General features: G+C 69.1%; 21 protein-coding genes. 10 read left to right on the forward strand and 11 right to left on the reverse strand.

The features are described from left to right. Positions 1–193: 193 nt before the first annotated feature. Positions 194–1,726, forward strand: coding sequence for an apolipoprotein N-acyltransferase (gene lnt, locus RN02_RS06660; RefSeq protein ID WP_043313731.1), 1,533 nt, complete (start codon positions 194–196; stop codon positions 1,724–1,726). Positions 1,727–1,930: 204 nt separating this feature from the next. Here lnt and RN02_RS06665 read toward each other — a convergent pair whose 3' ends face one another. Together RN02_RS06665 and RN02_RS06670 are read right to left on the reverse strand one after the other, a co-directional pair. Further along, the gene (locus RN02_RS06665) at positions 1,931–2,692 is read right to left on the reverse strand and encodes a YdcF family protein (protein WP_043313733.1); all 762 of its coding nucleotides are present in this window, start codon (positions 2,690–2,692) and stop codon (positions 1,931–1,933) included. A 50-nt stretch (positions 2,693–2,742) separates the two neighbouring features. Next, positions 2,743–3,171 (reverse strand): hypothetical protein, encoded by a 429-nt coding sequence (locus RN02_RS06670; protein ID WP_009617334.1) that lies wholly within the window; start codon positions 3,169–3,171, stop codon positions 2,743–2,745. A gap of 237 nt (positions 3,172–3,408) precedes the next feature. Here RN02_RS06670 and leuS point away from each other — a divergent pair, with 237 nt between their 5' ends. The 9 genes from leuS (at position 3,409) to RN02_RS06715 (ending at position 15,040) form a co-directional block, all read left to right on the forward strand. Next, positions 3,409–6,030: a leucine--tRNA ligase gene (gene leuS / locus RN02_RS06675; RefSeq protein ID WP_043313736.1), complete on the forward strand. Its 2,622-nt coding sequence runs from the start codon at positions 3,409–3,411 to the stop codon at positions 6,028–6,030. A 62-nt stretch (positions 6,031–6,092) separates the two neighbouring features. Then, positions 6,093–6,707 carry an LPS-assembly lipoprotein LptE gene (locus RN02_RS06680; protein WP_043313739.1) on the forward strand — a complete coding sequence of 205 codons (615 nt, stop codon included), beginning with the start codon at positions 6,093–6,095 and terminating at the stop codon, positions 6,705–6,707. Positions 6,708–6,746: 39 nt separating this feature from the next. Further along, the gene (holA, locus tag RN02_RS06685; protein WP_009617330.1) at positions 6,747–7,784 is read left to right on the forward strand and encodes a DNA polymerase III subunit delta; all 1,038 of its coding nucleotides are present in this window, start codon (positions 6,747–6,749) and stop codon (positions 7,782–7,784) included. A gap of 338 nt (positions 7,785–8,122) precedes the next feature. Continuing rightward, on the forward strand, positions 8,123–9,859 hold the full coding sequence (gene capB / locus RN02_RS06690) for a caprolactamase subunit beta (protein WP_043313741.1): 1,737 nt from the start codon (positions 8,123–8,125) through the stop codon (positions 9,857–9,859). A 10-nt stretch (positions 9,860–9,869) separates the two neighbouring features. After that, the gene (capA, locus tag RN02_RS06695) at positions 9,870–11,951 is read left to right on the forward strand and encodes a caprolactamase subunit alpha (protein ID WP_043313743.1); all 2,082 of its coding nucleotides are present in this window, start codon (positions 9,870–9,872) and stop codon (positions 11,949–11,951) included. A gap of 96 nt (positions 11,952–12,047) precedes the next feature. Further along, positions 12,048–13,004, forward strand: a complete 957-nt coding sequence (locus tag RN02_RS06700) for a helix-turn-helix domain-containing protein (RefSeq protein ID WP_052267660.1) — start codon at positions 12,048–12,050, stop codon at positions 13,002–13,004. A gap of 81 nt (positions 13,005–13,085) precedes the next feature. Continuing rightward, a complete protein-coding gene (gene arfA, locus RN02_RS06705; RefSeq protein ID WP_043313745.1) occupies positions 13,086–13,238 on the forward strand; it encodes an alternative ribosome rescue factor ArfA in 153 nt (50 codons plus the stop codon). Positions 13,239–13,367: 129 nt separating this feature from the next. Further along, positions 13,368–13,658 (forward strand): hypothetical protein, encoded by a 291-nt coding sequence (locus tag RN02_RS06710; RefSeq protein WP_043313746.1) that lies wholly within the window; start codon positions 13,368–13,370, stop codon positions 13,656–13,658. 77 nt (positions 13,659–13,735) lie between these two features. Next, positions 13,736–15,040 carry a lytic murein transglycosylase gene (locus RN02_RS06715; RefSeq protein ID WP_371263889.1) on the forward strand — a complete coding sequence of 435 codons (1,305 nt, stop codon included), beginning with the start codon at positions 13,736–13,738 and terminating at the stop codon, positions 15,038–15,040. A gap of 43 nt (positions 15,041–15,083) precedes the next feature. Here the strand turns inward: RN02_RS06715 and RN02_RS06720 are convergent, their stop codons facing one another. The 9 genes from RN02_RS06720 to RN02_RS06760 all read right to left on the reverse strand — a co-directional run bounded on the left by RN02_RS06720 (position 15,084) and on the right by RN02_RS06760 (position 24,585). After that, positions 15,084–16,109, reverse strand: coding sequence for a fimbrial protein (locus RN02_RS06720; RefSeq protein ID WP_082033733.1), 1,026 nt, complete (start codon positions 16,107–16,109; stop codon positions 15,084–15,086). Positions 16,110–16,352: 243 nt separating this feature from the next. Next, a complete protein-coding gene (locus RN02_RS06725) occupies positions 16,353–17,339 on the reverse strand; it encodes a fimbrial protein (RefSeq protein WP_043313749.1) in 987 nt (328 codons plus the stop codon). A gap of 8 nt (positions 17,340–17,347) precedes the next feature. Further along, positions 17,348–18,346, reverse strand: a complete 999-nt coding sequence (locus tag RN02_RS06730; RefSeq protein ID WP_043313752.1) for a fimbrial protein — start codon at positions 18,344–18,346, stop codon at positions 17,348–17,350. A 33-nt stretch (positions 18,347–18,379) separates the two neighbouring features. Further along, positions 18,380–20,929 (reverse strand): fimbria/pilus outer membrane usher protein, encoded by a 2,550-nt coding sequence (locus RN02_RS06735; RefSeq protein WP_082033738.1) that lies wholly within the window; start codon positions 20,927–20,929, stop codon positions 18,380–18,382. 5 nt (positions 20,930–20,934) lie between these two features. Then, positions 20,935–21,666 (reverse strand): fimbrial biogenesis chaperone, encoded by a 732-nt coding sequence (locus RN02_RS06740; protein ID WP_043313755.1) that lies wholly within the window; start codon positions 21,664–21,666, stop codon positions 20,935–20,937. Positions 21,667–21,715: 49 nt separating this feature from the next. Then, positions 21,716–22,258 (reverse strand): fimbrial protein, encoded by a 543-nt coding sequence (locus RN02_RS06745; RefSeq protein WP_009617304.1) that lies wholly within the window; start codon positions 22,256–22,258, stop codon positions 21,716–21,718. A gap of 394 nt (positions 22,259–22,652) precedes the next feature. Then, positions 22,653–23,636 carry a lipoyl synthase gene (gene lipA, locus RN02_RS06750; protein WP_009617302.1) on the reverse strand — a complete coding sequence of 328 codons (984 nt, stop codon included), beginning with the start codon at positions 23,634–23,636 and terminating at the stop codon, positions 22,653–22,655. Then, the gene (gene lipB, locus RN02_RS06755; protein ID WP_043313756.1) at positions 23,633–24,295 is read right to left on the reverse strand and encodes a lipoyl(octanoyl) transferase LipB; all 663 of its coding nucleotides are present in this window, start codon (positions 24,293–24,295) and stop codon (positions 23,633–23,635) included. Before lipB ends, lipA begins: the two co-directional genes overlap by 4 nt. Beyond that, the gene (locus tag RN02_RS06760) at positions 24,295–24,585 is read right to left on the reverse strand and encodes a DUF493 domain-containing protein (protein ID WP_009617299.1); all 291 of its coding nucleotides are present in this window, start codon (positions 24,583–24,585) and stop codon (positions 24,295–24,297) included. Before RN02_RS06760 ends, lipB begins: the two co-directional genes overlap by 1 nt. Positions 24,586–24,672 lie beyond the last annotated feature (87 nt).

Below are 24,672 nucleotides of genomic sequence, written 5' to 3' on the forward strand. Positions count from 1 at the left end.
GGGTTTCGCAAGGCTCAACCCATCCTACGAAGAACGCCTCCCGCCGCGGACAAGCTCCGCGCCTACGGGCCGTTCAGACATCCTGCAACACAGCGTCGCAGACGCCTCGTGGCTTTTCGCCCTTGCCCCCATAGCCGACCGTTCGTCTCTCCATTACTCTTGCGCATCGCCAAATCGCTTCCAAGGAATACCGATGCGCTGGATCACCCGTCCCGGCTGGCCGGGCCACCTGCTGGCCCTCGCCGCCGGCGCCATCACCCCGCTGGCCCTGGCCCCCTACGGCATCTGGCCGCTGGCGCTGCTTTCCGTCGCCCTGTTCTACCTCGGGCTGCGTGGCGTCACCCCGGGCTCGGCGTTGTGGCGCGGCTGGTGGTACGGCTTCGGCGCCTTCCTCGCCGGCACCGGCTGGATCTACTACAGCATCCACGACTTCGGCGGCGCCTCGCCGGCCCTGGCCGGTTTCCTGGTGGTCGGCTTCAGCGCCGGGGTGGCGTTCTTCTTCGGCCTGCCGGCCTGGGCCTGGGCGCGCCTGCTGCGGCGCAACAACGCGCCGGTCAGCGACTCCCTGGCCTTCGCCGCGCTGTGGCTGGGCCTGGAGGTGTTCCGCAGCTGGTTCCTCACCGGCTTCCCCTGGCTGTTCACCGGCTACAGCCAGCTGCAGGGCCCCCTGGCCGGCCTGGCCCCGATCGGCGGCGTGTGGCTGATCTCCTTCAGCATCGCCCTGTGCGCCGCGCTGCTGATCAACCTGCCGCAGCTGACCTTCCGCCCGGCGCAACTGGTCGTCGGCCTGGTCCTGCTGCTGGCACCGTGGATCGCCGGCCTCGTCCTCAAGGGCCACGCCTGGACCGCCCCCGCCGGCGCGCCGCTGACCGTCGCCGCCATCCAGGGCAACGTCGCCCAGGACATGAAGTGGGACCCCAAGCACGTCACCGCGCAACTGGAGCTGTACCGCGACCTCAGCGCCGAGCAGCACGACGTCGACCTGATCGTCCTGCCGGAAACCGCCGTGCCGCTGCTCAAGGACCAGGCCGGCGGCTACCTGGCCATGCTCGACGAGATGGCCAGGCAGAAGCGCGCCGCGCTCATCACCGGCGTGCCCATGCGCCAGCGCGACGCCGACGGCGTGCACTACTACAACGGCATCACCGTGGTCGGCGAGGGCAGCGGCGACTACCTCAAGCAGAAGCTGGTGCCCTTCGGCGAATACGTGCCGCTGCAGGACCTGCTGCGCGGCCTGATCACCTTCTTCGACCTGCCCATGTCCGACTTCGCCCGCGGCCCGGCCGACCAGGCGCTGCTCAAGGCCAAGGGCTACGCCGTCGCGCCGTACATCTGCTACGAAGTGGTCTACCCGGAGTTCGCCGCCGGCCTGGCGGCGCAGAGCCAACTGTTGCTGACCATCAGCAACGACGCCTGGTTCGGCACCTCCATCGGCCCGCTGCAGCACCTGCAGATGGCGCAGATGCGCGCCCTGGAAGCCGGACGCTGGATGGTCCGCGGCACCAACAACGGCGTCACCGCGCTGATCGACCCGCAGGGCCGCATCGCCCACGAGATCCCGCAGTTCCAGCAGGGCGTGCTGCGCGGCGAGGTCACCCCGATGCAGGGCCTGACGCCCTACCTGAAATGGCGCCTGTGGCCGCTGGGCAGCCTGGCGGTGGTCCTGGCGCTCTGGGCCGTGGCGCGCCGCCAGACCGCGCCCGAGCAGCGCCGGATGTTCGGCTGAGTGTAGGGCGCACAACCGTTCGCGGTTATACGCCGAGGTTGAGTTCAACAGCGGCTCCGTGCTCGACACCGAGCGGAATGCAGCCAAGGTCAGGCGGCGGATAACCGCGAACGGTTATCCGCCCTACGTTGCCCCACCCACATCGTTCCCCTGTAGGAGCGCGCCCTGCGCGCGAATCGCGGACAAGGTCCGCGATGCATCCCTTCAGCGATAGAACAACCGGTACCCCAGCAACCCCAGCGCCTCGTTGAGCAACTGGTTGCTCTGCCAGAACGCCTTGGCCTCCGGCAGCCAGCCGCCGAACGGGCGGGCGTTGTCCACGCCGATGAAGCCCATCGGCGCCGGCACCACCTCCAGGCCGTTGGCCTCGAAACTCCAGAGCGCACGCGGCATGTGCTGCGCCTGGGTGACCAGCACCACGCGGCGCACGCCGGCCTGGCGGAGGATTTCCGCGCTCATGGCGGCGTTCTCCCAGGTGGTGCGGCTGCGCCCTTCCTGCCAGCGCACGCTCACGCCGTAGTCGTCCGCCAGGCTGGTGGCCATGATCTGCGCCTCGCTGGGCGGCGTGCCGTAGTGCAGGCCGCCGGAAGTCAGGATCGGCAAGCCGCTGGCCTTGGCCAGGCGCGCGGCGTAGCGCAGCCGCTCGCGGGCCATGAGCCCGGGCTGGTCGTCGCCCCAGGCCGGGTCGCCGCGCTCGCGGCCCGCGCCGAGGATGACGATGGCCTCGGCGCGCTGCGCCAGCCCCGCCCACTCCGAACGCGCCAGGGCTGGCTGGCGCTCCAGCAGGCGCGCGCCCCACTCCACCGTCAGCGGCAGGCTGAGCAGCCAGAAGCCGGCGAACCCGGCGACGAAGCAGGCCAACGCCAGCCTCGGCCGACGGCGGCTCAGGACGAAGCCCAGCAACAGGAGAATGAGCAGGATGCCCGGCGGCATCAGGATCTGCTTGATGAGATAGCGCAACGGCATCGGCGGCTCCTTTCATGGAGCGCCACAGCCTAGCGGATGAACGCGCGGAATCAACGCCCGCGGGAGCCGCGGAACAACTGCGAACCACAGGAAGCGCAGGGCATCACCCCGTGCTGGCGGTTGTACACCACCGGCGTGCCGCACAGCGCGCAGAGCAATTGCAGGTGGCGGTGGGACGGACGCGTCTTGCCGGCGCTGCCGCCCAGGCGCGCCCGCGTGGAACGGGCGGGAGCGTGCTCGATCAGCGCCAGTTCCTCGGCGGCGGCGTGCCAGCCGCGCAGCCAGTTGACATCCTGGTCGAGGTAGGCGCGGATCAGTTGCATCTCGGCGCTGCTCAGGCCGCGCAACTCCAATTCCTCGGGATGCTCATCGCGCAGGCGTTCCGCGGTCTCGGCCTCGTCCAGGGCCAGTTCAAGTCGATGCAACAACCGCTCATAAAGACCGGGACCCGACAAACTTGCACGATGCAGCTCAGCCATCAGTCACCTCAAGCAGGCGGAAACCTCCCGCCCTCAGGCCAAGCTTAGCGCCCCGGCCCCCGGGCCACCGAGCGCGCGACAAACGGCGCGGGCTACCGGCTCGGGGAGGGCTCATGTATGCTACGAGGCTTTATGCAGCCCCTTGCCGACCGGCCGCCGCGGTGCCCCGGCAAGACGGGAGCGCCCGCTCCGCTCCCACGGCCGCGCCGTCTATTCCGTACAGGTCCAAGTCGCGCCATGCACGAGCAATACCAGCCTCTCGAGATCGAATCCCAGGCCCAGAAGTACTGGAACGAACACAACTCCTTCCGCGTCGAGGAAGTCCCCGGCAAGGAGAAGTTCTACTGCCTGTCGATGTTCCCGTATCCGAGCGGCAAGCTGCACATGGGCCACGTGCGCAACTACACCATCGGCGACGTGATCAGCCGCTACCAGCGCATGCAGGGCAAGAACGTCCTGCAGCCGATGGGCTGGGACGCCTTCGGCATGCCGGCGGAAAACGCCGCGATGAAGAACAACGTCGCCCCCGCCGCCTGGACCTACGACAACATCGCCTACATGAAGGCCCAGCTGAACAGCCTGGGCCTGGCCATCGACTGGTCGCGCGAAGTCACCACCTGCAAGCCGGACTACTACCGCTGGGAGCAGTGGCTGTTCACCCGCCTGTTCGAGAAGGGCGTGATCTACCGCAAGAACGGCACCGTCAACTGGGACCCGGTGGACCAGACCGTGCTGGCCAACGAGCAGGTCATCGACGGCCGCGGCTGGCGCTCGGGCGCGCTGATCGAGAAGCGCGAAATCCCGATGTACTACTTCAAGATCACCGCCTACGCCGAAGAGCTGCTGGAAAGCCTCGACCACCTGCCGGGCTGGCCCGAGCAGGTCAAGACCATGCAGCGCAACTGGATCGGCAAGTCCCGCGGCATGGAGATCGCCTTCCCCTACGACCAGGCCTCCATCGGCGAGGCCGGCCAGCTGAAGGTCTTCACCACCCGCCCGGATACCCTGATGGGCGCCACCTACGTCGCCGTGGCCGCCGAGCACCCGCTGGCGACCCTGGCCGCCCAGCGCGAGCCGGCCCTGCAGGCATTCATCGACGAGTGCAAGCGCGGCGGCGTCGCCGAGGCGGACATCGCCACCCAGGAGAAGAAGGGCGTCGCCACCTCCCTGTTCGTCGAGCACCCGCTGACCGGCGAGAAGCTGCCGGTGTGGATCGCCAACTACGTGCTGATGACCTACGGCGAAGGCGCGGTGATGGCCGTGCCGGCCCATGACGAGCGCGACTTCGAGTTCGCCAACAAGTACCAGCTGCCGATCAAGCAGGTGATCACCCTGGCCGCCGGCGACGACGGCTACGACGCCAGCGCCTGGCAGGAGTGGTACGGCGCCAAGGACGACAGCGTCCGCACCGTCAACTCCGGCAAGTACGACGGCCTCGGCTACCAGGCCGCCTTCGACGCCATCGGCGCCGACCTGGCCGCCAAGGGCCTGGGCCAGGCGCGCACCCAGTTCCGCCTGCGCGACTGGGGCATCAGCCGCCAGCGCTACTGGGGCTGCCCGATCCCGATCATCCACTGCGAAGCCTGCGGCGACGTGCCGGTGCCGGCCGACCAGCTGCCGGTGGTGCTGCCGGAGAACGTGGTGCCGGACGGCGCCGGTTCGCCCCTGGCGAAAATGCCGGAATTCTACGCGTGCAGCTGCCCGAAATGCGGCCAGCCGGCCAAGCGCGAAACCGACACCATGGACACCTTCGTCGAGTCGTCCTGGTACTTCGCCCGCTACGCCTGCCCGCAGTTCGAAGACGGCATGCTGGACAAGAAGGCCGCCAACTACTGGCTGCCGGTGGACCAGTACATCGGCGGCATCGAGCACGCCATCCTGCACCTGCTGTACGCGCGCTTCTTCCACAAGCTGATGCGCGACGAAGGCCTGATCGACTCCGACGAGCCGTTCAAGGACCTGCTGACCCAGGGCATGGTGGTCGCCGAGACCTACTACCGCACCACCGCCAATGGCGGCAAGGACTGGTTCAACCCGGCCGACGTGGAAGTCGAGCGCGACGCCAAGGCCAAGGTCATAGGCGCGCGCCTGAAGACCGACGGCCTGCCGGTGGAGATCGGCGGCACCGAGAAGATGTCCAAGTCGAAGAACAACGGCGTGGACCCGCAGGCCATGATCGACGCCTACGGCGCCGACACCTGCCGCCTGTTCATGATGTTCGCCTCGCCGCCGGACATGAGCCTGGAATGGTCCGACTCCGGCGTCGAGGGCGCGAGCCGCTTCCTGCGCCGCGTCTGGCGCCTGGCCCAGGCCCACGTCAACGCCGGCTTCGCCGCCGCCGTGGCGCAGGACACGCTGGACGACGCGCAGAAGGAAATCCGCCGCGCCATCCACCTGGCCATCAAGCAGGCCAGCCAGGATATCGGCCAGAACCACAAGTTCAACACCGCCATCGCCGCGGTGATGACGCTGATGAACGTGCTGGAGAAAGTCCCGCAGGAAGGCGCCGGCAACCGCGCCCTGCTGCAGGAAGGCCTGGAGACCGTCGCCCTGCTGCTGGCGCCGATCACCCCGCACATCTGCCACGTGCTCTGGCACGAGCTGGGCCACACCGGCGCGGTGATCGACGCGCCCTGGCCGCAGATCGACGAGAGCGCGCTGGTGCAAGACACCCTGCAACTGGTGGTGCAGGTCAACGGCAAACTGCGCGGGCACATCGAGGTGCCGGCCGAAGCCAGCCGCGAGGACGTCGAGGCCACCGCCCGCGCCAACGAGAACGTGCTGCGCTTCACCGACGGCCTGACCATCCGCAAGGTGATCGTGGTCCCCGGCAAGCTGGTCAACATCGTCGCCAACTGATGGCATTCGCCCGCGGCGCCTTGCCGCGGGCAACCCGGATCAACAGGAGTGAGGGAAGCTTGATGAAACGTATCCTGACCGGCATCGCGCTGATCGGCCTGACCACCGTGCTGGCCGCCTGCGGCTTCCAGCTGCGCGGCCTGGGCGATACGAACTTCGCGCTCAAGGAAATCGACCTGAGCGCGCGCAACGCCTATGGCGACACCGTCAAGGACCTGCAGCGCCTGCTGGAGAACAGCGGCGTGAAAGTGACCAAGAGCGCGCCCTACCACCTGTTCCTCGCCAGCGAGGCCGAGACCCAGCGCACCGCCAGCTACAGCAGCTCGGCGCGCAGTGCCGAGTACGAGCTGACCACCACGGTCGACTACGAAGTGCGCGGCGCCGACAACCTGCTGCTGATGACCGACAAGGTCGAGGTGCAGAAGGTCTACCTGCACGACGAGAACAACCTGATCGGCTCCGACCAGGAAGCCGCCCAGCTGCGCAAGGAAATGCGCCGCGACCTGGTGCAGCAACTCGCCCTGCGCCTGCAGATGCTCACCCCGGCCCGTCTGGAATACCTGCAGCAGCAGGCCGAAGCCAAGGCCAAGGCCGAAGCCGACGCGCTCAAGGCCGCGGACGAAGCGGCCAGGCAGCAGCCGCAGCAGTCGCCGATCGAACTGCCCAAGGCGCAGTAAGAGGACCAGGGGGCCGGCCATGCCGGCCCCAGTACTTTCATGAAGCTCAATCCCGCCCAACTCGCCAAGCACCTGCAGGGCAGCCTGGCCCCCGTCTACGTGGTCAGCGGCGACGAACCGCTGCTCTGCCAGGAAGCCTGCGACGCCATCCGCGCCGCCTGCCGCCAGCGTGATTTCAGCGAACGCCAGGTGTTCAACGCCGAGGCCAACTTCGACTGGGGCCTGCTGCTGGAAGCCGGCGCCAGCCTCTCGCTGTTCGCCGAAAAGCGCCTGCTGGAGCTGCGCCTGCCCTCCGGCAAACCCGGCGACAAGGGCGCCGCCGCCCTCCAGGAATACCTGCAGCGCCCGCCGGAAGACACGGTGCTGCTGGTCACCCTGCCCAAGCTCGACGGCGCCACCCAGAAGACCAAGTGGGCCAAGGCGCTGATCGACGGCGAGGCCGCGCAGTTCATCCAGATCTGGCCGGTGGACGTGCACCAGCTGCCGCAGTGGATCCGCCAGCGCCTGTCCCAGGCCGGCCTCGCCGCCAGCCAGGACGCGGTGGACCTGATCGCCGCAAGGGTGGAAGGCAACCTGCTGGCCGCCGCGCAGGAGATCGAAAAGCTCAAGCTGCTGGCCGACGGCAACCAGCTCGACGCCGCCACCGTGCAGGCGGCGGTGGCCGACAGCGCGCGCTTCGACGTGTTCGGCCTGATCGACGCGGCCCTGGCCGGCGAAGCCGCGCACAGCCTGCGCATGCTCGAAGGCCTGCGCGGCGAGGGCGTAGAGCCGCCGGTGATTCTCTGGGCCCTGGCCCGGGAAATCCGCCAACTGGCCGGCATCGCCCAGCAGTTCGGCCAGGGCGTGCCCCTGGACAAGGCCTTCGCCCAGTGCCGCCCGCCGGTGTGGGACAAACGCCGCCCCCTGCTCACCCGCGCCCTGCAGCGCCACAGCGGCAACCGCTGGAACCAGCTGCTGCAGGACGCCCAGCTGATCGACGCGCAGATCAAGGGCCAGGCCCAGGGCGACGCCTGGAACGGCCTGGCACGCCTGGCGCTGCTGCTGGCCGGCCAGCGTTTGCCGCTGCCGCCGGGCTGATTTCCCGGCCTGGCGCAATCGCGAATACATCCTCCGACACCCGTAGGATGGGTTGAGCGAAGCGATACCCATCACCACCACCGCATGGGTTTCGCAAGCTCAACCCATCCTACGAAAAGCGCCTCGGTGCAGTGGGCAAGACAGTCGCACGGCATCTCGTAGGAGCGCGCCCTGCCCGCGATTCGCGCGCAGGGCGCGCTCCTACAGGTTGATGCCGGACAGCCGCCGTTCGGCACCTGTGCGCTGTACGACAAGAACCACTGCGCTGCCACGCAATACGCCCGGCCGGCGCCTCCCTATCGTCGCCCCATCGACCCGCCGATAAGGAGAACAAAGCGATGCCGGCCGATCCTATTACCCTGGCCGTGGTGCGCGGCGCGCTGGAGATGACCCAGCGCGAGATGACCCTGACGCTGGAAAAAACCAGCCGTTCCAGCGTCTTCAACCTCGCCCACGACTATTCCAACGCCCTCTTCGACCACCACTCGGAAATGATCCTGCAGGGCCAGGACATCCCCATCCACCTGGGCTCGCTGATCCCGGCGATGAAGGCCGTGTCCGGCTACTTCGGCGACGACATCGCCGAAGGCGACGTGATCTACCACAACGACCCCACCTACGCCGGCAGCCACATCATCGACTGCTGCATGTACAAGCCGGTGTTCTACCAGGGCGAACTGGTGTTCTGGACCGTGTGCAAGGGCCACCTCACCGACATCGGCGGCCCGGTGCCGGCCGGCTACAACCCCGACGCCAAGGAAATCTACGCCGAAGGCCTGCGCATCCCGCCGGTGAAGCTGTGGGAAAAGGGCCGCCGCCGCGAGGACGTGATCAACCTGCTGCTCACCAACATGCGCGCCCGGCGCAACCAGGAAGGCGACCTCAACGCCCAGTACGGCGCCTGCCGCGTCGGCGAGCGCAACCTGGTCGCCCTGCTCGACAAGTACGGCGTGGCCACGGTGCGCGAGTGCATCGCCGAGCTGAAGGACATGGCCGACCGGCAGATGCGCGAGCTGATCCGCTCGGTGCCCGACGGCAGCTACACCGGCCACGCAGTGCTGGAGGACTCCGGCCACGGTCTGGGCGAACTGGCCATCAGCGCCACCGTCACCATCGAGGACGACAGCTGCCACATCGCCGTGCAGAGCCCGCCGCAGGTGCCCTACTTCATCAACTCCTACGCCGGCAACTCGATGTCGGGCATCTACCTCGGGCTGATGATGTTCGCCCAGGTGCCGCCGCCCTATAACGCCGGGCTGTACCGCTGCGTGAGCGTGGACCTGGGGCCGAAAGGCACCCTGTGCAACGCCGAGGAACCGGCGCCCCACGTCAACTGCACCACCACGCCCATGGAAACCCTCACCGACGCCGTGCGCCAGGCCTTCGAGCAGGCCGCGCCGGAACGCGTCACCGCCTCCTGGGGGCACACCAGCGGGGTGAACATCGCCGGCGTCGACCCGCGCACCGGCGAGGAATACGTGACCATGGTGCTGGCCTCGATCATCTCCGGCGCCGGCGCCACCTCGGAGCTGGACGGCTGGCACGCCTGCGGCCCGCTGTGCTGCTTCGGCGCGCTCTACTCCGGGGACATCGAGCTGCTGGAGTACAGCTACCCGATCCTCATCCACCGCTACGGCCTGATGGCCGACAGCGCCGGCGCCGGCCAGCTGCGCGGCGGCTCGGGCACCTGCCTGGAAGTGGAGCCGCTGGACCACGAGATGACCGTGATCTCCTTCGGCGAAGGCCGCCAGCGCACCACCATGGGCGCCGCCGGCGCGGCCAACGGCCTGGACGCGCCCAAGCTGGGCGGCGTGGAGATCGTCCGAGGCGGCGAGCACGAGAAGCACACCCGCAACGTCATGACCGTGCTCAAGCCCGGCGAGCGCCTGGTCAACCGCACCCCGGGTGGCGGCGGCTACGGCCCGGCCTTCCGCCGCCTGCCCGAGGCGGTCGCCCGCGACGTGCGCGACGGCCTGGTCTCGCCGCAGGGCGCCGAACTCGACTACGGCGTGGTGCTGAGCCCCGCCGGCGAAGTCGACCAAGCTGCCACCGTCCAACGCCGCCAAACCGCCTGAGGAAACCGACATGCACAGCCAATACCGCCTCGGTGTCGACGCCGGCGGCACCTTCACCGACTTCATCCTGGCCGAGCGCGAAGGCCGCGTTCACCTGTTCAAGGCCCTTTCCACCCCGCAGGACGGCACCCTGGCCATCGCCGACGGCCTGCGCCAGATCAGCCAGGCGCTGGGCCGCCCGGTGGAAGAGATCGTCGCCAACTGCGACCTCTGCATCAACGGCACCACCGTGGCGCTCAACGCGCTGATCGAACTCAAGGGCGTGAAGGTCGGCCTGCTGGCCAGCGCCGGCCACGAGGACAGCATCGAAATCCGCCTGGGCCACAAGGAAGAAGGCTACCGCTACGACCCCGACTACCCGCCGGCGCCGCAGCTGGCCCCGCGCTTCCTGCGCCGTCCGGTGCGCGGGCGCATCCTCGCCGATGGCCGCGAGCACACGCCGCTGAACGAGGACGACGTGCGCGAGGCCGCGCGGCTGTTCGCCGAGCAGGGCGTGGAGGCGGTCGCCGTGTCCTTCCTCTGGTCGGTGCGCAACCCGGCCCACGAGCAGCGCGCCGCGGCCATCCTCCGCGAGATGCTGCCGGGGGTATTCGTCTGCACCGGCACCGAGGTGTTCCCGCAGATCCGCGAATACACCCGCACCTCCACCACCCTGGTCAACGCCTACCTGAGCCCGGTGATGGCGCGCTACGTGGCGAAGATCGACGACTACTTCCGCCAGCTCGGCGCGCAGCGCCCGGTGCGCTACTTCCAGTCCAACGGCGGCCTGGCCACCGGCGAGCACATGCGCGGCCGCGCGGTGAATGCGATCAACTCCGGCCCGGCCTCGGCGCCCCAGGCCGGGCTGTTCGTGGCCCAGCCATTCGGCATCCGCAACGTCATCACCGTGGACATGGGCGGCACCTCCTTCGACATCACCCTGACCCGCGAAGGCAAGACCAACCTCAGCCGCGATGCCGACTTCCTGCGCCAGCGCATCGGCGTGCCGATGATCCAGGTCGAGACCCTCGGCGCCGGCGGCGGCTCCATCGCCCACATCAACCCCTACGGCATGCTCGAGGTGGGCCCGCAGAGCGCCGGCTCCAGCCCCGGCCCGGTGGCCTACGGCCAGGGCGGCGAGCAGCCGACGGTGACCGACGCCAACCTCGCCCTGGGCTACCTCAACCCCGAGGCGCGCCTGGGCGGGCGCATCAGCCTGGACCGCGAGGCGGCGCTGGCGGCCATCCGCGGGAAGATCGCCGAGCCCCTGGGCATGGACGTGGACAAGGCGGCCTGGGGCATCCACGCCATCGTCAACGCCAACATGGTCAACGGCATCCGCCGCGTGTCCATCGAGCGCGGCTACGACCCGCGCGACTTCGCCCTGATCGGCGCCGGCGGCGCGGCGGGCGTGCACATGACCGCGCTGGCCGAGGACATGGGCATCGACACCGTGCTGATCCCCAAGGTCGCCTCCGGCCTGTGCGCGCTCGGGCAGATCCTCTCCGACGTGAAGCACAACTACCTGGCCACCTACCCCATCCTCGCCCGCGAGGACGCCGACCTGGCCGGCCTGGAAGCGGCCTTCGCCGAACTGGAGCAGCAGGGCCGCGCCACCCTGCGCGGCGACGGCTTCCGCGACGAGAACATCGCCGTGGTGCGCAGCCTGGAGATGCGCTACGTCGGGCAGATCCACGAATGCACGGTGGAAATCGGCGACCTGCAGGTCAACGCCGACACCCTGCCGGCCATAGTCGAAGCCTTCCACCGCCGCCACGAGGCGCTCTACACCTACGCCGAGGCGGACAACCCAGTGGAGATCGTCAACCTGGAAAGCCAGGTGATCGGCCGCGTCTCGCGCCCGCCCTTCCCCAGCCTGGCGGCCAGCGACGGCCACGCCCGGCGGGCCCTGGCCGGCAGCCGGCCGATGCTCTTCGGCGAGGACGGCATCCGCACCGACACGCCGGTCTACCAGGGCGCCCTGCTGCTGGCCGGCGACCGCCTGCACGGCCCGGCGGTGATCGAGGAAGCCACCACCAACATCCTCATCCGCCCCGGCTGGGTCGTCGAGCTGCACGAGTCCGGCTGCTACCGCCTGACGCGCCAGCGCTGAGCCGCACGGCCGGGGCCCCGCCCCGGCCGTTGCCCGGGATGCGGCACGGGACCTGCTTGGAAAACGCCCCTGCACGCCAGCCACACAGCGCCCGCCATGACCGCCATCGCCCGCTTCGACACCGCCAGCCAGCCCGAACAGCAGCGCCAGGCCTACTGGAACCAGTGCGTCAGCGGCGCCTATTTCCCGCTGGAACTGGACTACACCGGGCCCCAGCCCCTGTGCGCCAGCCTGGAGCTCTTCGACCTGGGCGAACTGTCGCTCTCCCAGTTGCGCTCCACGCCGCTGCGCTACCGCCGCCAGACGCGCCACCTGAGCGCCTGCGATGAGGCGTCGTTCCTGCTGACGCTGCCGCTGCACAGCTGTTTCGAATTTACCCAGCGCGGCCGCAGCATCCGCTGCGCGCCCGGGTCCTTCGTCCTCGAGCGCAGCGCCGAGCCCTACGAGTTCCACTACGCCCAGGACAACCTGCTGCGCGTGCTCAAGCTGCCCGAGACCACCCTGCGCCGCCACGTGGCCGCACCCGATCGCCTCTGCGCCCTGGCCTTCGACGCCAGCCAGGGCGCCGGCGCCCTTTTCGTCGACTACCTGGAGCTGTGCGTGCGGCGCCTCGGCGAACTGCACCCCGGCGACGAAGCGCACCTTGGCCGCCAGCTCATGGAACTGCTGGGCCTGGCCCTGGAGCGCCAGGCCCCGGGCGAGAGCGGCGAAAGCGCGGTGAGCGCCGCCCACCTGCTGCGCATCGAGCGGCACATCCACCGCCACCTCGGCGACAACGACCTGAGTCCAGCCAGCATCGCCGCGGCTTGCGGCATTTCGGTGCGCTACCTGCACCGCCTGTTCCAGGGCAGCGGCCGCAGCGTCCAGGAGTGGATTCGCGCATTGCGTCTGCAGGCCTGCCACGAAGCCCTGAGCAGCGGCCCGCCGAATCTGCCGCTGGGCGAGCTGGCCTACCGCTGGGGCTTCGCCGACCAGGCCCACTTCAGCCGCCTGTTCAAGCAGCGCTTCGGCGTCACCCCCGGCGAGGTCCGGCGCAACCGACCAAAGGCCTGAGCCGAGCATGGACATTCCCGGCGAAAGCGCCGATGATGCCCGCGCCCGCAATGGGCGGGCGTTCATCCCGAGGAGAAGAGCATGGCGAAGAAAGCCAAGCGGCCGAACAAGGCCAAGTCCCTGGTAGCCCAACCGCTGTTCCGCAGCCGCCAGGAAAAACCGCAGAAAGGCAAAGGCAGCTACCGCCGCGAAGCCTCCCACAACTGGGAGGCTTCGTTCTTTCTGGCAGCCTGAAAACCGCACGTCCCTCCGCATCGCCCCGCCCTCGTCCCTCCCCGCCCCCTGCGCTTCCCGGCCAGTTCGATTGAACTTGGCAGCCCGTTCGAGCCTCCATGGAATAGGCACGACACCCGGAGAAGCACGATGAACACCAGGACACTCGCCGCCGGCCTGGTGCTGGCCCTGCTGCCCATGGCCGGCTCGGCCTGGGCCTTCTGTTCCGACCAGCAGGCCCTGGCCAAGGGCCGCCAGGTCGCGGACAAGGTCGCCACCATCACCAAGCGCGACCCGGAAACCGCCAAGCGCCTCAACGCCCAGCTCGCCGCCATGAAGAAGAGCCGTTCCAGCAAGGAGCGCCCGGACGACTGCGCGGCCTACGACCAGATGCTCAAGGAGCTGGACCAGAGCGCCGCCAAGGCCAAGCCCGCCCCCTGAACCTGCAACAACCTGTCATCGCGGCGCCCGGCCCGGCGGCAGACGCTCCGGCGTCCGCGTGCTAAGGTGGCCGCTGCCTGAAGAACCCGCCGAGGAGCGCAATGCGCACACCCGCTTCACCCTTCCGTCTGTTTCCCCTCTGCCTGACCCTTCTCAGTGCCTGCGTGCTCTCCGCCTGCGCCGACGCGCCGGCGGCGAATTCGCAGCCGTCCACGGCCAGCGTGCTGCTCGACGCCGATGGCCAGCCGTTGCCGTCCATCAGCTTCGAGACCTGGCGCGAGGGCTTCCGCCAGCAGGCCCTGGCCGCCGGCATCAGCGCGCAGACCTTCGACCAGGCCTTCGCCGGCCTGGAGCCCGACCCGGCGGTGGTCACCGCCGACCGCAGCCAGCCGGAGTTCACCCGGCCGGTGTGGGAATACCTGGCCGGCGCCGTGTCGCCGGCGCGCATCCGCAATGGCCAGGGCAAGCTGACGCAGAACGCCGCCGTGCTGCAGCGCATCGACAGCCGCTACGCGGTGGATGCCGAGGCCGTGGTGGCGATCTGGGGCATGGAAAGCAACTTCGGCAACAACATGGGCGAGCGCAACGTGATCCGCTCCCTGGCCACCCTGGCCTACGAAGGGCGCCGCCCGGAGTACGCCCACGGCCAGTTGCTGAGCGCCCTGCGGATCATCCAGCACGGCGACGTGCCGGCCAGCGCCATGGTCGGCTCCTGGGCCGGCGCCATGGGCCAGACGCAGTTCATCCCCACCACCTACGACCAGTACGCGGTGGACTTCGACGGCGACGGCCGCCGCGACATCTGGCGCTCCGCCGACGACGCCCTCGCCTCCACCGCCAACTACCTCCAGGCCTCCGGCTGGAAGCCCGGCCAGAGCTGGGGTTTCGAGGTGCGCCTGGCCCAGGGCTTCGACTACGCCCAGGCCGACATGAGCATCCGCAAGCCGATCGGCGAATGGCTGCGCCTGGGCGTGCAGCCGGTGGGCGGGCGCCTGCCGGGCAACCCCCAGGCCACGGCCTCGCTGTTGCTGCCGGCCGGCTACCGCGGGCCGGCCTTCCTGGTGCTGGACAACTTCCGCGCCATCCTCAGGTACAACAACTCCACCGCCTATGCGCTGGCCGTCGGGCTGCTGTCGGACAGCTTCAAGGGCCTGGGCCGCATCGAGGCCGGCTGGCCGGTGGAAGACCGTCCGCTCAGCCGCAGCGAGCGCATCGCCCTGCAGCAGGGCCTGGCCGCTCGCGGCTACCAGCCGGGCAACCCGGACGGCATCATCGGCGCCAACACCCGCACGGCCATCCGCGCCTACCAGCAGAGCCAGGGCCTGCCGGCCGACGGCTACCCCACTCCGGCGCTGCTGGCGCGCCTGCAGCAAGGCGACTGAAAGGTCCAGTGCGGGCCGGCAACGCCGGCCCGCACCGACCGCCTCATTCGTAGAACAGCGTGAACATCGCCGAAGCCCGCACCGCACCGCCGCTGATGCGGTTGGAAGTCTTGTAGTACCTGGCCACCAGCGGGATCGACAGCGGCAGGTTGGAGCCCGAGACGTTCGCCTGGGTCAGGCGGGTGGACAGCGGCAGCACCGTGGAACTGGACGCGTCGCCCTGGAACAGCTGGATGCCGACGCCCGCCGCGTAGTCCGCGCCCTTCGCATTGTCGATGACGTTGGCGACGGTCGCGGCGTTCAGCGGATCGATCCTGTAGCTGACCTTCATGCTGCCGCTGCACAGCAGGCCGATATTGAACGGGGCGGCCTTGCTGTCGTCGGTCATCACCCCGATGCCCGGCGGGAAGTCGGTGACCGTCACCTGGGGCATCCGCACGCGCACGTCGGTGCCCGAGGTGATCTGGCAGGCGGGCGCGCTGACGATGGTCTGCCCCGACAGGGTCAGCTGGGAGACCTCGATGGCGTTGTAGAACACTTGTGACAGGCCACCGATCCGTATCACGCCGGGGCTGACGTCGCCGGTCTTCACCAGATACACGATGAAGTGCGTGAAAGGATCGTAGGTGCCGGCCCGGTAGCTCCAGTTCAGCGCCGAGACTTCCGACCAGGTGCGATTGTCGGTCACCCCGAGCGGAAACGGATCGGGCACACAGGAAGACTGGCCCACGTTGCACCAGAACACCGCGATGCCGATACCGGGAACGTTCGTGGCATGGACCGCAGGATTGCCGGTGGGCTGGCCGATGTCGCTGCTCAGGCGGCCGCTGATACGCCCCGCCGAACAGCGGTTGAGCATGCCGGTGGCCCCCCATTTCCAACCCGAACGCCAGAGCACCGCGCCTACCGGTTTATCCCGCGGAACCGACAGCGTGGCAGGTAGAGGCCAATCGACTTTGCCGGGGCCAGCATACCCCGAGCCGCCGTTGCTCCAGGAGCAGTCGGCCTGGGCCAGCACCGGCGACAGTAGCGCCAGGCCCGAGGCGATCGACAACCCCAGGGATTTCATGGGCAATGACAAGGATCCGACACGCAAGCATTTCCGTGACACTTCTCGTTCTCCATCCAGTGGCAGACGAACGGTGCCCGGAACCTCCGCACACGACTCCCCCGCTCCGTGGCAATGTGCCCCGGCTCGGCGGCAGGCGCCTGCCGGGTCGGACCATGATCGGGGTGTCGCCGCCCTGGCTCAACGGCCCGTCCGCGCAAATGCAAACGGGTTCCGCCGCCAGGGCTCAGGATGTCGAATGCGTCACTCGTAGATCATGCTGAAGGTCGCAGCAGTGTTGAGGGCGCCGGGCGTGACCCGCGCGCCGGTCTGGTAGTAGCGGGCGAACAGCGAGATACGCTGCGCGCCGCCCTGGGTCCAGCCCTCGAACACCGTCATCCGCAGCGGCAGCACCACGCTCTTGCCGCCAAGCTCGCGGAACAGCTGGATGCCGACGTTGCGCGCCAGGCCGTCGCCCTGCCGGTTGGCCAGGACGTCGGGGAAGTTGCTGGGGTACAGCGGATCGATTCGGTAGCTCAGGCGGATGTCCGGATCGCACTCCATGCGCAGGTCGAACGGCCGCCCCAGCCAGGGGTCGGGCAACACGCCGCCCTCCTGGAAGGCATCCACCGGGACCGTCGGCAGGCGTATGGTCTGGCTGCTGCTGGCGGGGTCGAGCCGGCAGCCCCGGGCGGTCACCTTCAAGCGCCCGTGGATGCTCAGCTCGCCGACGTCCAGGTTGTCGTAGCGCACCGTCGCGGTGCCGAGGAAGTCGTGCACGCCCGAGGCGATCGGCCCGGTCTTGACCAGCAGCACCAGCCAGTTGTTCTCCGGATCGTAGTCCCAGGGCCCGACCTCCCAGTCCAGGCTGGTGACCGGCAGCGAGGGCTCGCAGCTGTTGCCCCGGTTGCACCAGTACACGGCGACGCCCACGCCCGGCACGTTGGTGGAATGCACGCCGCCGTTGTACCAGCCCGGCACCTCGAGCAGCGGGCCGATGTGCCCCGCCACCCGCCCGGACACCCTGCCCGAGGCGTTGCAGGCGATGCGCACGCCGGTGGCGTTTTGCCAGGCGCTGGAATACAGCATCCGGCCTGGCGCCAGGTCCTGGGGGAAGTCCAGGTCCGCCGGCAGCTCGACCTTGTAGACGGACTTCATGTAGCCCTGCTTGAAACTGCATTTCGCCCAGGCCGCCGGTGCGGCGAGGCACAGCAGCAGGCACAGGGCACAACCCAGGGTTCTGTTGAACATGGGAGGCCTCACTCGTAGGTCAGGGTCAGCGTGGCCGAGGTGGTCACCAGCCCCGAGGTGACCTTCGGGGAAATCTGGTAGTACCTGGCCAGCAGCGGGATGCGCACCAGGCCGGCCGCGGTCGAGGGGGTGTGCAGCAGCTTGGTCATGATGGGCAGCGGCTGCGCGTCCTCGCCATCGCCGTGGAACAGCTGGATGCCGACGTTCCTGGCCATGTGCGGCCCCTCGCGGTTGGCCATGACGCCCACCGCCGCGGCCGACAGCGACAGCGGGTCGACCCGGTAGCTGAGGCGGATGCCGGCGTCGCACTGCAGGTTGATGTCGAAGCGCTTCTGCCAGGGCTCCGGCAATACCCCCGGACCCTGGAAGGCATCCAGGGGCGCGGTGGGCATCTGCACCACCAGGTTGGGCGTGTCCAGCCGACAGGTCGGTGCGCTGGTGGTCAACGAGCCCTGGACGCTGAGCGTACCGATGTCCAGGTCGATGTAGCGTACCGTCGCCGTGCCAGCGAAGCTGTGGAGGCCAGCCTGGAGCGGCCCGGTCTTCACCAGCCGCACCCACCAGTTGTTCCTGGGCGAATAGGTCTCGGCAAACACCCGCCAGTCCAGCTTCTGTACCAGCGACACGCTCTCGTTCGGCACGGGAGGGCTTCCGCACTTGGAGTCGTAGTTGCACCAGAACACCTGGATGCCCACACCCGGAATGTCGGTATCCAGCACCTCGCCATTGCCGAACCCGGGAATGCCCGACAGTGGCGCACCGAAGCCCCCGCCCAGTTGGCCCTGGGCTTGGCCGCTGCTGTCGCAGCGGATGGTCACGCCGGTCGCGCGCTGCCAGCCGCTGTCGAACAGCGCGGTGCCGACCGGCACGTCCCGCGGAACGGCCAGGACGTTATCGATGGGCACGCTGAAGACCGAGGTCATGTAGCCCGGCACGAAGGCGCAGGAAGCCCAGGCCGAGGGCGCGGCGAACAGCAGCAGGCAGAGCGACAGGGTTGTTCTCAGCATGGGGAGTCTCCGTGGACGCCGGGCGCCCACCTGTCAGTTGGCGGATCGGCGGCAGAGCGCCTCGAGGCGGAAGAACGGCTGGCCTTCGGCCTTCGCTTCCGGCAGTTGGTAGGCGGCCGCGCACTGGCGGTCGGGGCTGGTTCCCCAGCGCACCAGCAGTTCGCCCTGCGCCTGTTCGGCGCGCAGGAACACGCGGCTGCCCTGCCCCACCAGGGTCAGGCTGGTACCCTCGGCATCCAGCACCTCGGCGCCCACCGGCAGCTTGCCGCCGTCCTCGTCCCGCAGCGTCAGCAGCAGCGGCTGGCCGTTGCGCGTCGGGTACTTGAGCAGGGCCACCGAGCCGAAGCGCGGGGCCACCGTCTGCTCGGTCAGTTGCAGTTCGACGTCCTCGCCCAGGCCCTTGGGGTCCAGCCCCACGCGATTGCGCCGGTAGGGGGTGAGGCCGCTGGTGAAGGCGAAGCCGTTGCCGGCGACCTGCGCGCCGGTGCTGTTGACCAGGCCGGCGCCGCTGGCGCCGCGGGCCTCGACCAGGACCTTGGTCTCGCCCTGGTCGGGGCTGAAGTTGATGCCGCCGGCATGGGCCAGCAGGCTGCCGGACAGGCCCACGCCCAGTTGCCGGTAGCCATCGCCATCGCTGACGCTGGCCGACAGCGAGGCGGCCGAGGCGCGATACTGGGCGTTGGCGCCGCTGCTGGTGCTGCTGCCGCCGTCGTTGCGGCTGCGCGATGCGTAGACGCCGTAGCTGAACGCGCTGCGCTCGCCGAGGGAGCCGGACAGGCCGAGCTGGGCATCGCTGGCGCCGTTGTCGGTGCGGCTGTAGGAACTGCTCAGGTAGGGCGAGCTGGGCGCGCGGCCCAGGGGCAGCGACAGGCTGAGCATGTACTGGTTCTGGCTCTGCCCGGACTGCGAGCGGGTGCGGCTGGCCGACAGGTTAAGGCTGCCCCAGCGCCAGCCGTTGCTGTAGCCGGCCTGGTAGCTGAGGTCGCTGCCGGCGTCGACGTTCCAGTAGTTCTGCGCCGAGCCGCTGAGGTAGAAGCTGCCCCAGCCGTCCGCCAGGGGCTGGCTGATGTTGGCCTGCAGGCGGTTGCGCTGGCGGAAGCGCCCGGTGCCGCCGGAGCCGTCGCTCAGTTCGGCGAACTCGCCCAGCCCCAGGTAGCCTTCGCTGGAAAAGCGGTAGGCGGCGACCGCGAAGTTGGTGCGCGTCGACTCCACCAGCTTGCTGTAGCTCAGCCGGTAGCTCTCCCCGCTGGCATCGCCGCCCAGGCCGTGGACCGGGTCCAGGCCGGAGGCGCTGGAGCGGGTGACGTCGAAGGCGAAGGCGCCCACCGGCGTGCTCAGCGCTACCCCGCCCTGCAGCGCCAGGTAGTTCTGCGCGACTATGCCGCCGGTGTAGCCGGTCCACAGGTTGGACAGGCCGCGCTGGTAGGTGCCCTGGAGGAACTTAGGCGCGTCGTCCAGGCGCTCGTCGCGGTATTCGCCGACGCTGAGGCTGTAGCGCGACACGCCCGGACGCAGCAGCTGCGCCACGCTGGCGAAGGGCACGGTGAAGCGCCGTTCGCGGCCGTCGGCCTCGGTCACGGTGACTTCCAGGTCGCCGGCATAGCCGGTGCCGTAGAGCTCGTCGATGATGAAGGGGCCGGGCGCCACCGTGGTTTCGTAGAGGATGTTGCCGCCCTGGCGCACCGTGACCTTGGCGTTGGTCTCGGCGGTGCCGCGGATGGCCGGGGCGAAGCCGCGCTGCGAGTCGGGCAGCATGCGCTCGTCCGAGGCCAGCTGGACGCCGGTGAAGGGCACGCTGTCGAACAGGTCGGCTGGGGTGTAGTACTCGCCCAGGGTCAGCTGCGACTTCAGCGCGGTGATGTCGCGCTGGGCGTAGCTGCTGATGGCGTCGTACTCGGAAACGCCGTCGGAGCGGCTGTAGCTGCCGTTGTGGCGCAGGCGCCAGTCGCCGAGGTTCACCCCGCTGTTGAGCCCGGCGTAGTACTGGCTGGAGCTGCTGCCGCCGACGTCGCTGCGGTAGGCATTGGCGTTGTAGTCGACGAAGGCCGCGGTGATGCCGCGGTCCCAGTCGCGCGGGTCGACGTGGTCGGCACGGGTGCGGCGCAGGTAGGCCTGGGGAATGCTCAGTTCCAGGCGCATGTCGGCCAGGTCGGGCGCAACCCGGCTGTCCGGGATCAGGCGCTGGAGGTCGATGCACGCCGGGTCGGCGGCCTGCAGCGCCTCGCGGGCCTCGGCCGGCAGGCGGTCGATGGCCAGCCCCAGCAGCGGCAGTTGCTCGCGCGCCCAGCACACGCTGGCGTCCTCGCGCACCTCGACGCGCTGCCGCCCCTGCCAGTTGTCGTTGAGGTACAGGTCCAGCGTGTAGCTGCCGGGCTGCACCGGGCTGCCCTGCTCGAAGCGCGTCAGGTCGACCGTCTGGCCCGGCGCGTTGCGCAGGAAATCGGTGTCGAAGCGCACCGGCTGGTCGTCCGCCCAGCCGACGAGGCTCGGCAGGCCGGCCAGGGCGGCGGCGAGCGAGCCCAGGGCGACGGTGGTCCCGCGCCGCCCGCTCCAGCGCCGGATGAAGCCTGTGCAGGAGCCCATGCCGGTCACGGCAGCTTGACCTTGTCGTCGGTGGCGACGCCGTAGTCGCTCATCCAGCTGTACTCCAGGGTGCTGCCGGCGGCCTGCAGGGTGGCGGGCAGGGCGAAGTCCTCGTGGGAGAACGGCTTGAGCATGCCCGGGCCGAGATCGTGGCCGCGCCCGCCCTGCTTCAGCCCCAGGCTGGCGTAGGAGACGTGGTAAGGCGTGGGATTTTCCCCGCGCAGTACGCGCTTGCCCGCCTGTTCCAGCACCTGCCAGCGCACCTTGCGCACCGCCTCCGCGGCGCTGCCGGGCAGCCCCGAGGGGCGGTAGAAGAGCTTCAGCCGCGAACGCACGGCGATCTGCATGTAGCTGCGCTCGCTGGCGTCCGGCAGCGGCGGGATCTCCAGGGCGTTGAACCAGAACAGCGACTCGCGGTCGTCCGGCAGCGTCTCGCCGCTGAAGGCCACGCGCACCGACTGGCCCTTGGCGGGGTCGAGGCGGAAGATCGGCGGGGTGATGACGAAGGGCGCGTCGGCATCCTGGGGTTGCGTCTGGATGTCGCCTTCGTCGACCCAGATCTGCATCAGCGCCGGGACCTTGCCGTCGTTGCTCAGGCGGACGGTGATTTCCCGCTCGCCGGCGGGGTAGACCAGGCGGGTGCCCTGGACGGTGACGGCGGCCCAGGCGGAAGTGCTCAGGCACGCGGCAAAGGCGAGCCCTGCCGTCATTGCGACAGCACGAATCAGCATGCTCATGGAAACCTCGGTGGATGCCCCGGGAGTCGCCTCCCGGGGGAAGCGGGACTTACTGGTAGCTCATGGTGTACTGCAGGTTGGTCTTCAGTACGCCAGGGGTGGTGGTGGCACTGCTCGCGGCATACTTGGCGACGAACCCCAGGGAAGCCTTGCCGTCGGCACCGGACTCCACCTGGTAGCCGCCGGAGCTGGAGATGTCGCTCAGGTCGATCTTGGTGGTGCCGTCGGCGCGGAACAGGGCGACTTGCGCATTGGTGCCGCCGTTCGCGGGAGGGATGGTGTTGTTCAGGTTGCCGGTGGCGGGGTCGACGTTGCCGCCGGTGGCGAACACCGCGGCGACCATGGCATTGGCGTCGCAGCCGGTGGTGTTGAGGGTGAAGGTCTGCGAGCCGGCAACCGTCCCGGCGCCCTGCAGGAGGTCGGCGTTCACCGGCTGCAGGGTGACGAGCTGGCTGGCGCTGGAAGGCTCGAGGGTGCAGGTCTTGGCGTTGACCAGGCCCTCGAAGGTCAGGGTACCGTCGGCAGCCGTTGCCGCACCGGACAAGCCGGCCACGGAAAGACACGCCAGGGCGGCGATTAGCTTCTTGCTCATTTGTTCGAACTCCAGGTCGATACGGCGTCAGGCAGCGCTTGGCTGGCACTGACTCGTTGGTTGTCAGGGCGTCTTCAAAGGCCCGGACAAATGGTCGAACAAACTCGGAAATGAATTAAGGTAAGGGAACCCCCAAAAAACGTAGGAAACGCCCTATACGCCCAATCGAACTTTTCCCCTATACAGTCAGGGAAAGGCGCCTTCAGCCCCACTTATTTCCTGGCAATGTGCCACTATTCCCGTAAGCCATATCTGTGACCGGCCGCACAGAGGCCCGGGGCAAGCGCGGTTCGTGGGTATGGCGCGGAGGGGAAAGAGAGGTGTCGCAGGGAGGGGAAAATTCGCAGGATGAACGGCCGGCCCCTTGCGGGCCGGCCGGGGTATCGGGCGCCGGTCAGCCGATCTTGCCGCCGTGGGCCTGCTGGTCGGCGTGGTACGAGGAGCGCACCAGCGGGCCGGAAGCGACGTTCTTGAAGCCCATCTTCGCGCCTTCCTCGGCGAACCAGGCGAAGGTGTCCGGGTGGACGAAGCGCTGCACCGGCAGGTGGTTGCGCGAGGGCTGCAGGTACTGGCCGAGGGTCAGCATGTCGATGTCGTGCTCGCGCATGCGTTGCATGACCTCGATGACCTCGTCGTCGGTCTCGCCCAGGCCGAGCATCAGGCCGGACTTGGTCGGCACGTGGGGCACCAGTTGCTTGAACTTCTGCAGCAGGTCCAGCGACCACTCGAAGTCCGAACCCGGGCGCGAGGACTTGTACAGCCGCGGCACGGTTTCCAGGTTGTGGTTGAACACGTCCGGCGGCTCGGCGGCGGTGATTTCCAGGGCGATGTCCATGCGTCCGCGGTAGTCCGGGACCAGGGTTTCCAGCTGGATGCCGGGGGACAGCTTGCGGATCTCGCGCAGGCAGTCGGCGAAGTGCTGGGCGCCGCCGTCGCGCAGGTCGTCGCGGTCCACCGAGGTGATCACCACGTACTTCAGGCGCAGGTCGGCGATGGCGATGGCCAGGTTGGTCGGCTCGTCCACGTCCAGCGGCTTCGGCCGGCCGTGGCCGACGTCGCAGAACGGGCAGCGGCGGGTGCAGATGTCGCCCATGATCATGAAGGTCGCGGTGCCGCCGGAGAAGCACTCGCCCAGGTTCGGGCAGGAGGCCTCTTCGCACACGCTGTGCAGCTTGTGCTTGCGCAGCAGTTGCTTGATGCGGTCCACCTCGGGCGAGACCGGGATGCGCACGCGGATCCAGTCGGGTTTCTTCGGCAGTTCCTCGGTGGGGATGATCTTCACCGGAATGCGCGCCACCTTCTCGGCGCCGCGCAGTTTCACGCCGACTTCCACCTTGCCCGGCTTGCCTTGGCCCGGGGTCTCCACAACAGTGCTCATCTCAGTTCGATCCCGCCCGTTAGGGTCTTCTGTTCAGCGTAGCCAAGACGCTCGGTGAGTTCGCCGCGCAGGCGTTCGCGCACCTCGGCCAGGGTGATGGGGCCGGCCAGCTCGCGCAGCTGGGTCATGGCCATGCCTGCGTAGCCGCAGGGATTGATACGACGGAAAGGCTCCAGGTCCATGTCGACGTTCAGCGCCAGGCCATGGAAGGACCGGCCGTTGCGAATGCGCAGGCCGAGGGAGGCGATCTTCGCGCCGTCCACGTAGACGCCTGGGGCGTCGGGTTTGGACACGGCGCTGACGCCGAAGCCCTCGAGCAGGCCGATCAGGCTCTGTTCGATGCGCGTGACCAGCTCGCGCACGCCCAGGTGCGAGCGGCGCACGTCGAGCAGCAGGTAGGCCACCAGTTGGCCGGGGCCGTGGTAGGTCACCTGGCCGCCGCGGTCCACCTTGACCACCGGGATGTCGCCGGGCATCAGCACGTGTTCGGCCTTGCCGGCCTGGCCCTGGGTGAACACCCGCTCGTGCTCCAGCAGCCAGACTTCGTCGGGCGTGCCCTCGTCGCGCTCGGCGGTGAAGCGCTGCATGGCGTGCCAGGTCGGCTCGTAGGGCAGCACGCCGAGTTCGCGGAAGCCCAGGGAAGAACCGGACTCGGGCATCACAGCACCATGTGCACGCGGCCGCTGGCGCGCAGGTCGCTGTGGATGTTCTGCAACTGGTCGACGCCGGTGGCGGTGATCAGCACCTGCACCGAGAGGAAGCGACCGTTGCGGCTGTCGCGGCTCACCAGGGTGGTGACGTCCAGGTCCGGCGCGTGGCGCTGGATGATCTCCACGACCAGGTCGGCGAAGCCGTCGCCGGCGTCACCGATCACCTTGATCGGGTAGCGTTCGCAGGGGAACTCGATCTTGGGCGCGGGAGGAGTGCTGGTATCAGTGGTTTCAGTCATGGCTGTCGCGGGCGGGTAGCCCGCCTCCGCACGAAGCTCCCGGGTCGGGAGGTTCCGGATGGATCGGACCTGACGGCTGCCGACGCC

It is taken from the genome of Pseudomonas sp. PI1 (genome assembly GCF_000812405.1).
Lineage (GTDB): Bacteria > Pseudomonadota > Gammaproteobacteria > Pseudomonadales > Pseudomonadaceae > Pseudomonas > Pseudomonas citronellolis.

Bases quoted from the DNA above. Each gene is read 5' to 3' on its own strand.
- RN02_RS06710 (WP_043313746.1), top strand. From the start codon at position 13,368: ATGAACACCAGGACACTCGCCGCCGGCCTGGTGCTGGCCCTGCTGCCC.
- RN02_RS06670 (WP_009617334.1), bottom strand. From the start codon at position 3,171: ATGGCTGAGCTGCATCGTGCAAGTTTGTCGGGTCCCGGTCTTTATGAG.
- RN02_RS06720 (WP_082033733.1), bottom strand. From the start codon at position 16,109: ATGAAATCCCTGGGGTTGTCGATCGCCTCGGGCCTGGCGCTACTGTCG.
- lnt (WP_043313731.1), top strand. From the start codon at position 194: ATGCGCTGGATCACCCGTCCCGGCTGGCCGGGCCACCTGCTGGCCCTC.
- RN02_RS06665 (WP_043313733.1), bottom strand. From the start codon at position 2,692: ATGCCGTTGCGCTATCTCATCAAGCAGATCCTGATGCCGCCGGGCATC.
- lipA (WP_009617302.1), bottom strand. From the start codon at position 23,636: ATGAGCACTGTTGTGGAGACCCCGGGCCAAGGCAAGCCGGGCAAGGTG.
- RN02_RS06745 (WP_009617304.1), bottom strand. From the start codon at position 22,258: ATGAGCAAGAAGCTAATCGCCGCCCTGGCGTGTCTTTCCGTGGCCGGC.
- capB (WP_043313741.1), top strand. From the start codon at position 8,123: ATGCCGGCCGATCCTATTACCCTGGCCGTGGTGCGCGGCGCGCTGGAG.
- RN02_RS06700 (WP_052267660.1), top strand. From the start codon at position 12,048: ATGACCGCCATCGCCCGCTTCGACACCGCCAGCCAGCCCGAACAGCAG.
- RN02_RS06760 (WP_009617299.1), bottom strand. From the start codon at position 24,585: ATGACTGAAACCACTGATACCAGCACTCCTCCCGCGCCCAAGATCGAG.
- RN02_RS06725 (WP_043313749.1), bottom strand. From the start codon at position 17,339: ATGTTCAACAGAACCCTGGGTTGTGCCCTGTGCCTGCTGCTGTGCCTC.
- RN02_RS06730 (WP_043313752.1), bottom strand. From the start codon at position 18,346: ATGCTGAGAACAACCCTGTCGCTCTGCCTGCTGCTGTTCGCCGCGCCC.
- leuS (WP_043313736.1), top strand. From the start codon at position 3,409: ATGCACGAGCAATACCAGCCTCTCGAGATCGAATCCCAGGCCCAGAAG.
- arfA (WP_043313745.1), top strand. From the start codon at position 13,086: ATGGCGAAGAAAGCCAAGCGGCCGAACAAGGCCAAGTCCCTGGTAGCC.
- capA (WP_043313743.1), top strand. From the start codon at position 9,870: ATGCACAGCCAATACCGCCTCGGTGTCGACGCCGGCGGCACCTTCACC.
- lipB (WP_043313756.1), bottom strand. From the start codon at position 24,295: ATGCCCGAGTCCGGTTCTTCCCTGGGCTTCCGCGAACTCGGCGTGCTG.
- RN02_RS06680 (WP_043313739.1), top strand. From the start codon at position 6,093: ATGAAACGTATCCTGACCGGCATCGCGCTGATCGGCCTGACCACCGTG.
- RN02_RS06740 (WP_043313755.1), bottom strand. From the start codon at position 21,666: ATGAGCATGCTGATTCGTGCTGTCGCAATGACGGCAGGGCTCGCCTTT.
- RN02_RS06735 (WP_082033738.1), bottom strand. From the start codon at position 20,929: ATGGGCTCCTGCACAGGCTTCATCCGGCGCTGGAGCGGGCGGCGCGGG.
- holA (WP_009617330.1), top strand. From the start codon at position 6,747: ATGAAGCTCAATCCCGCCCAACTCGCCAAGCACCTGCAGGGCAGCCTG.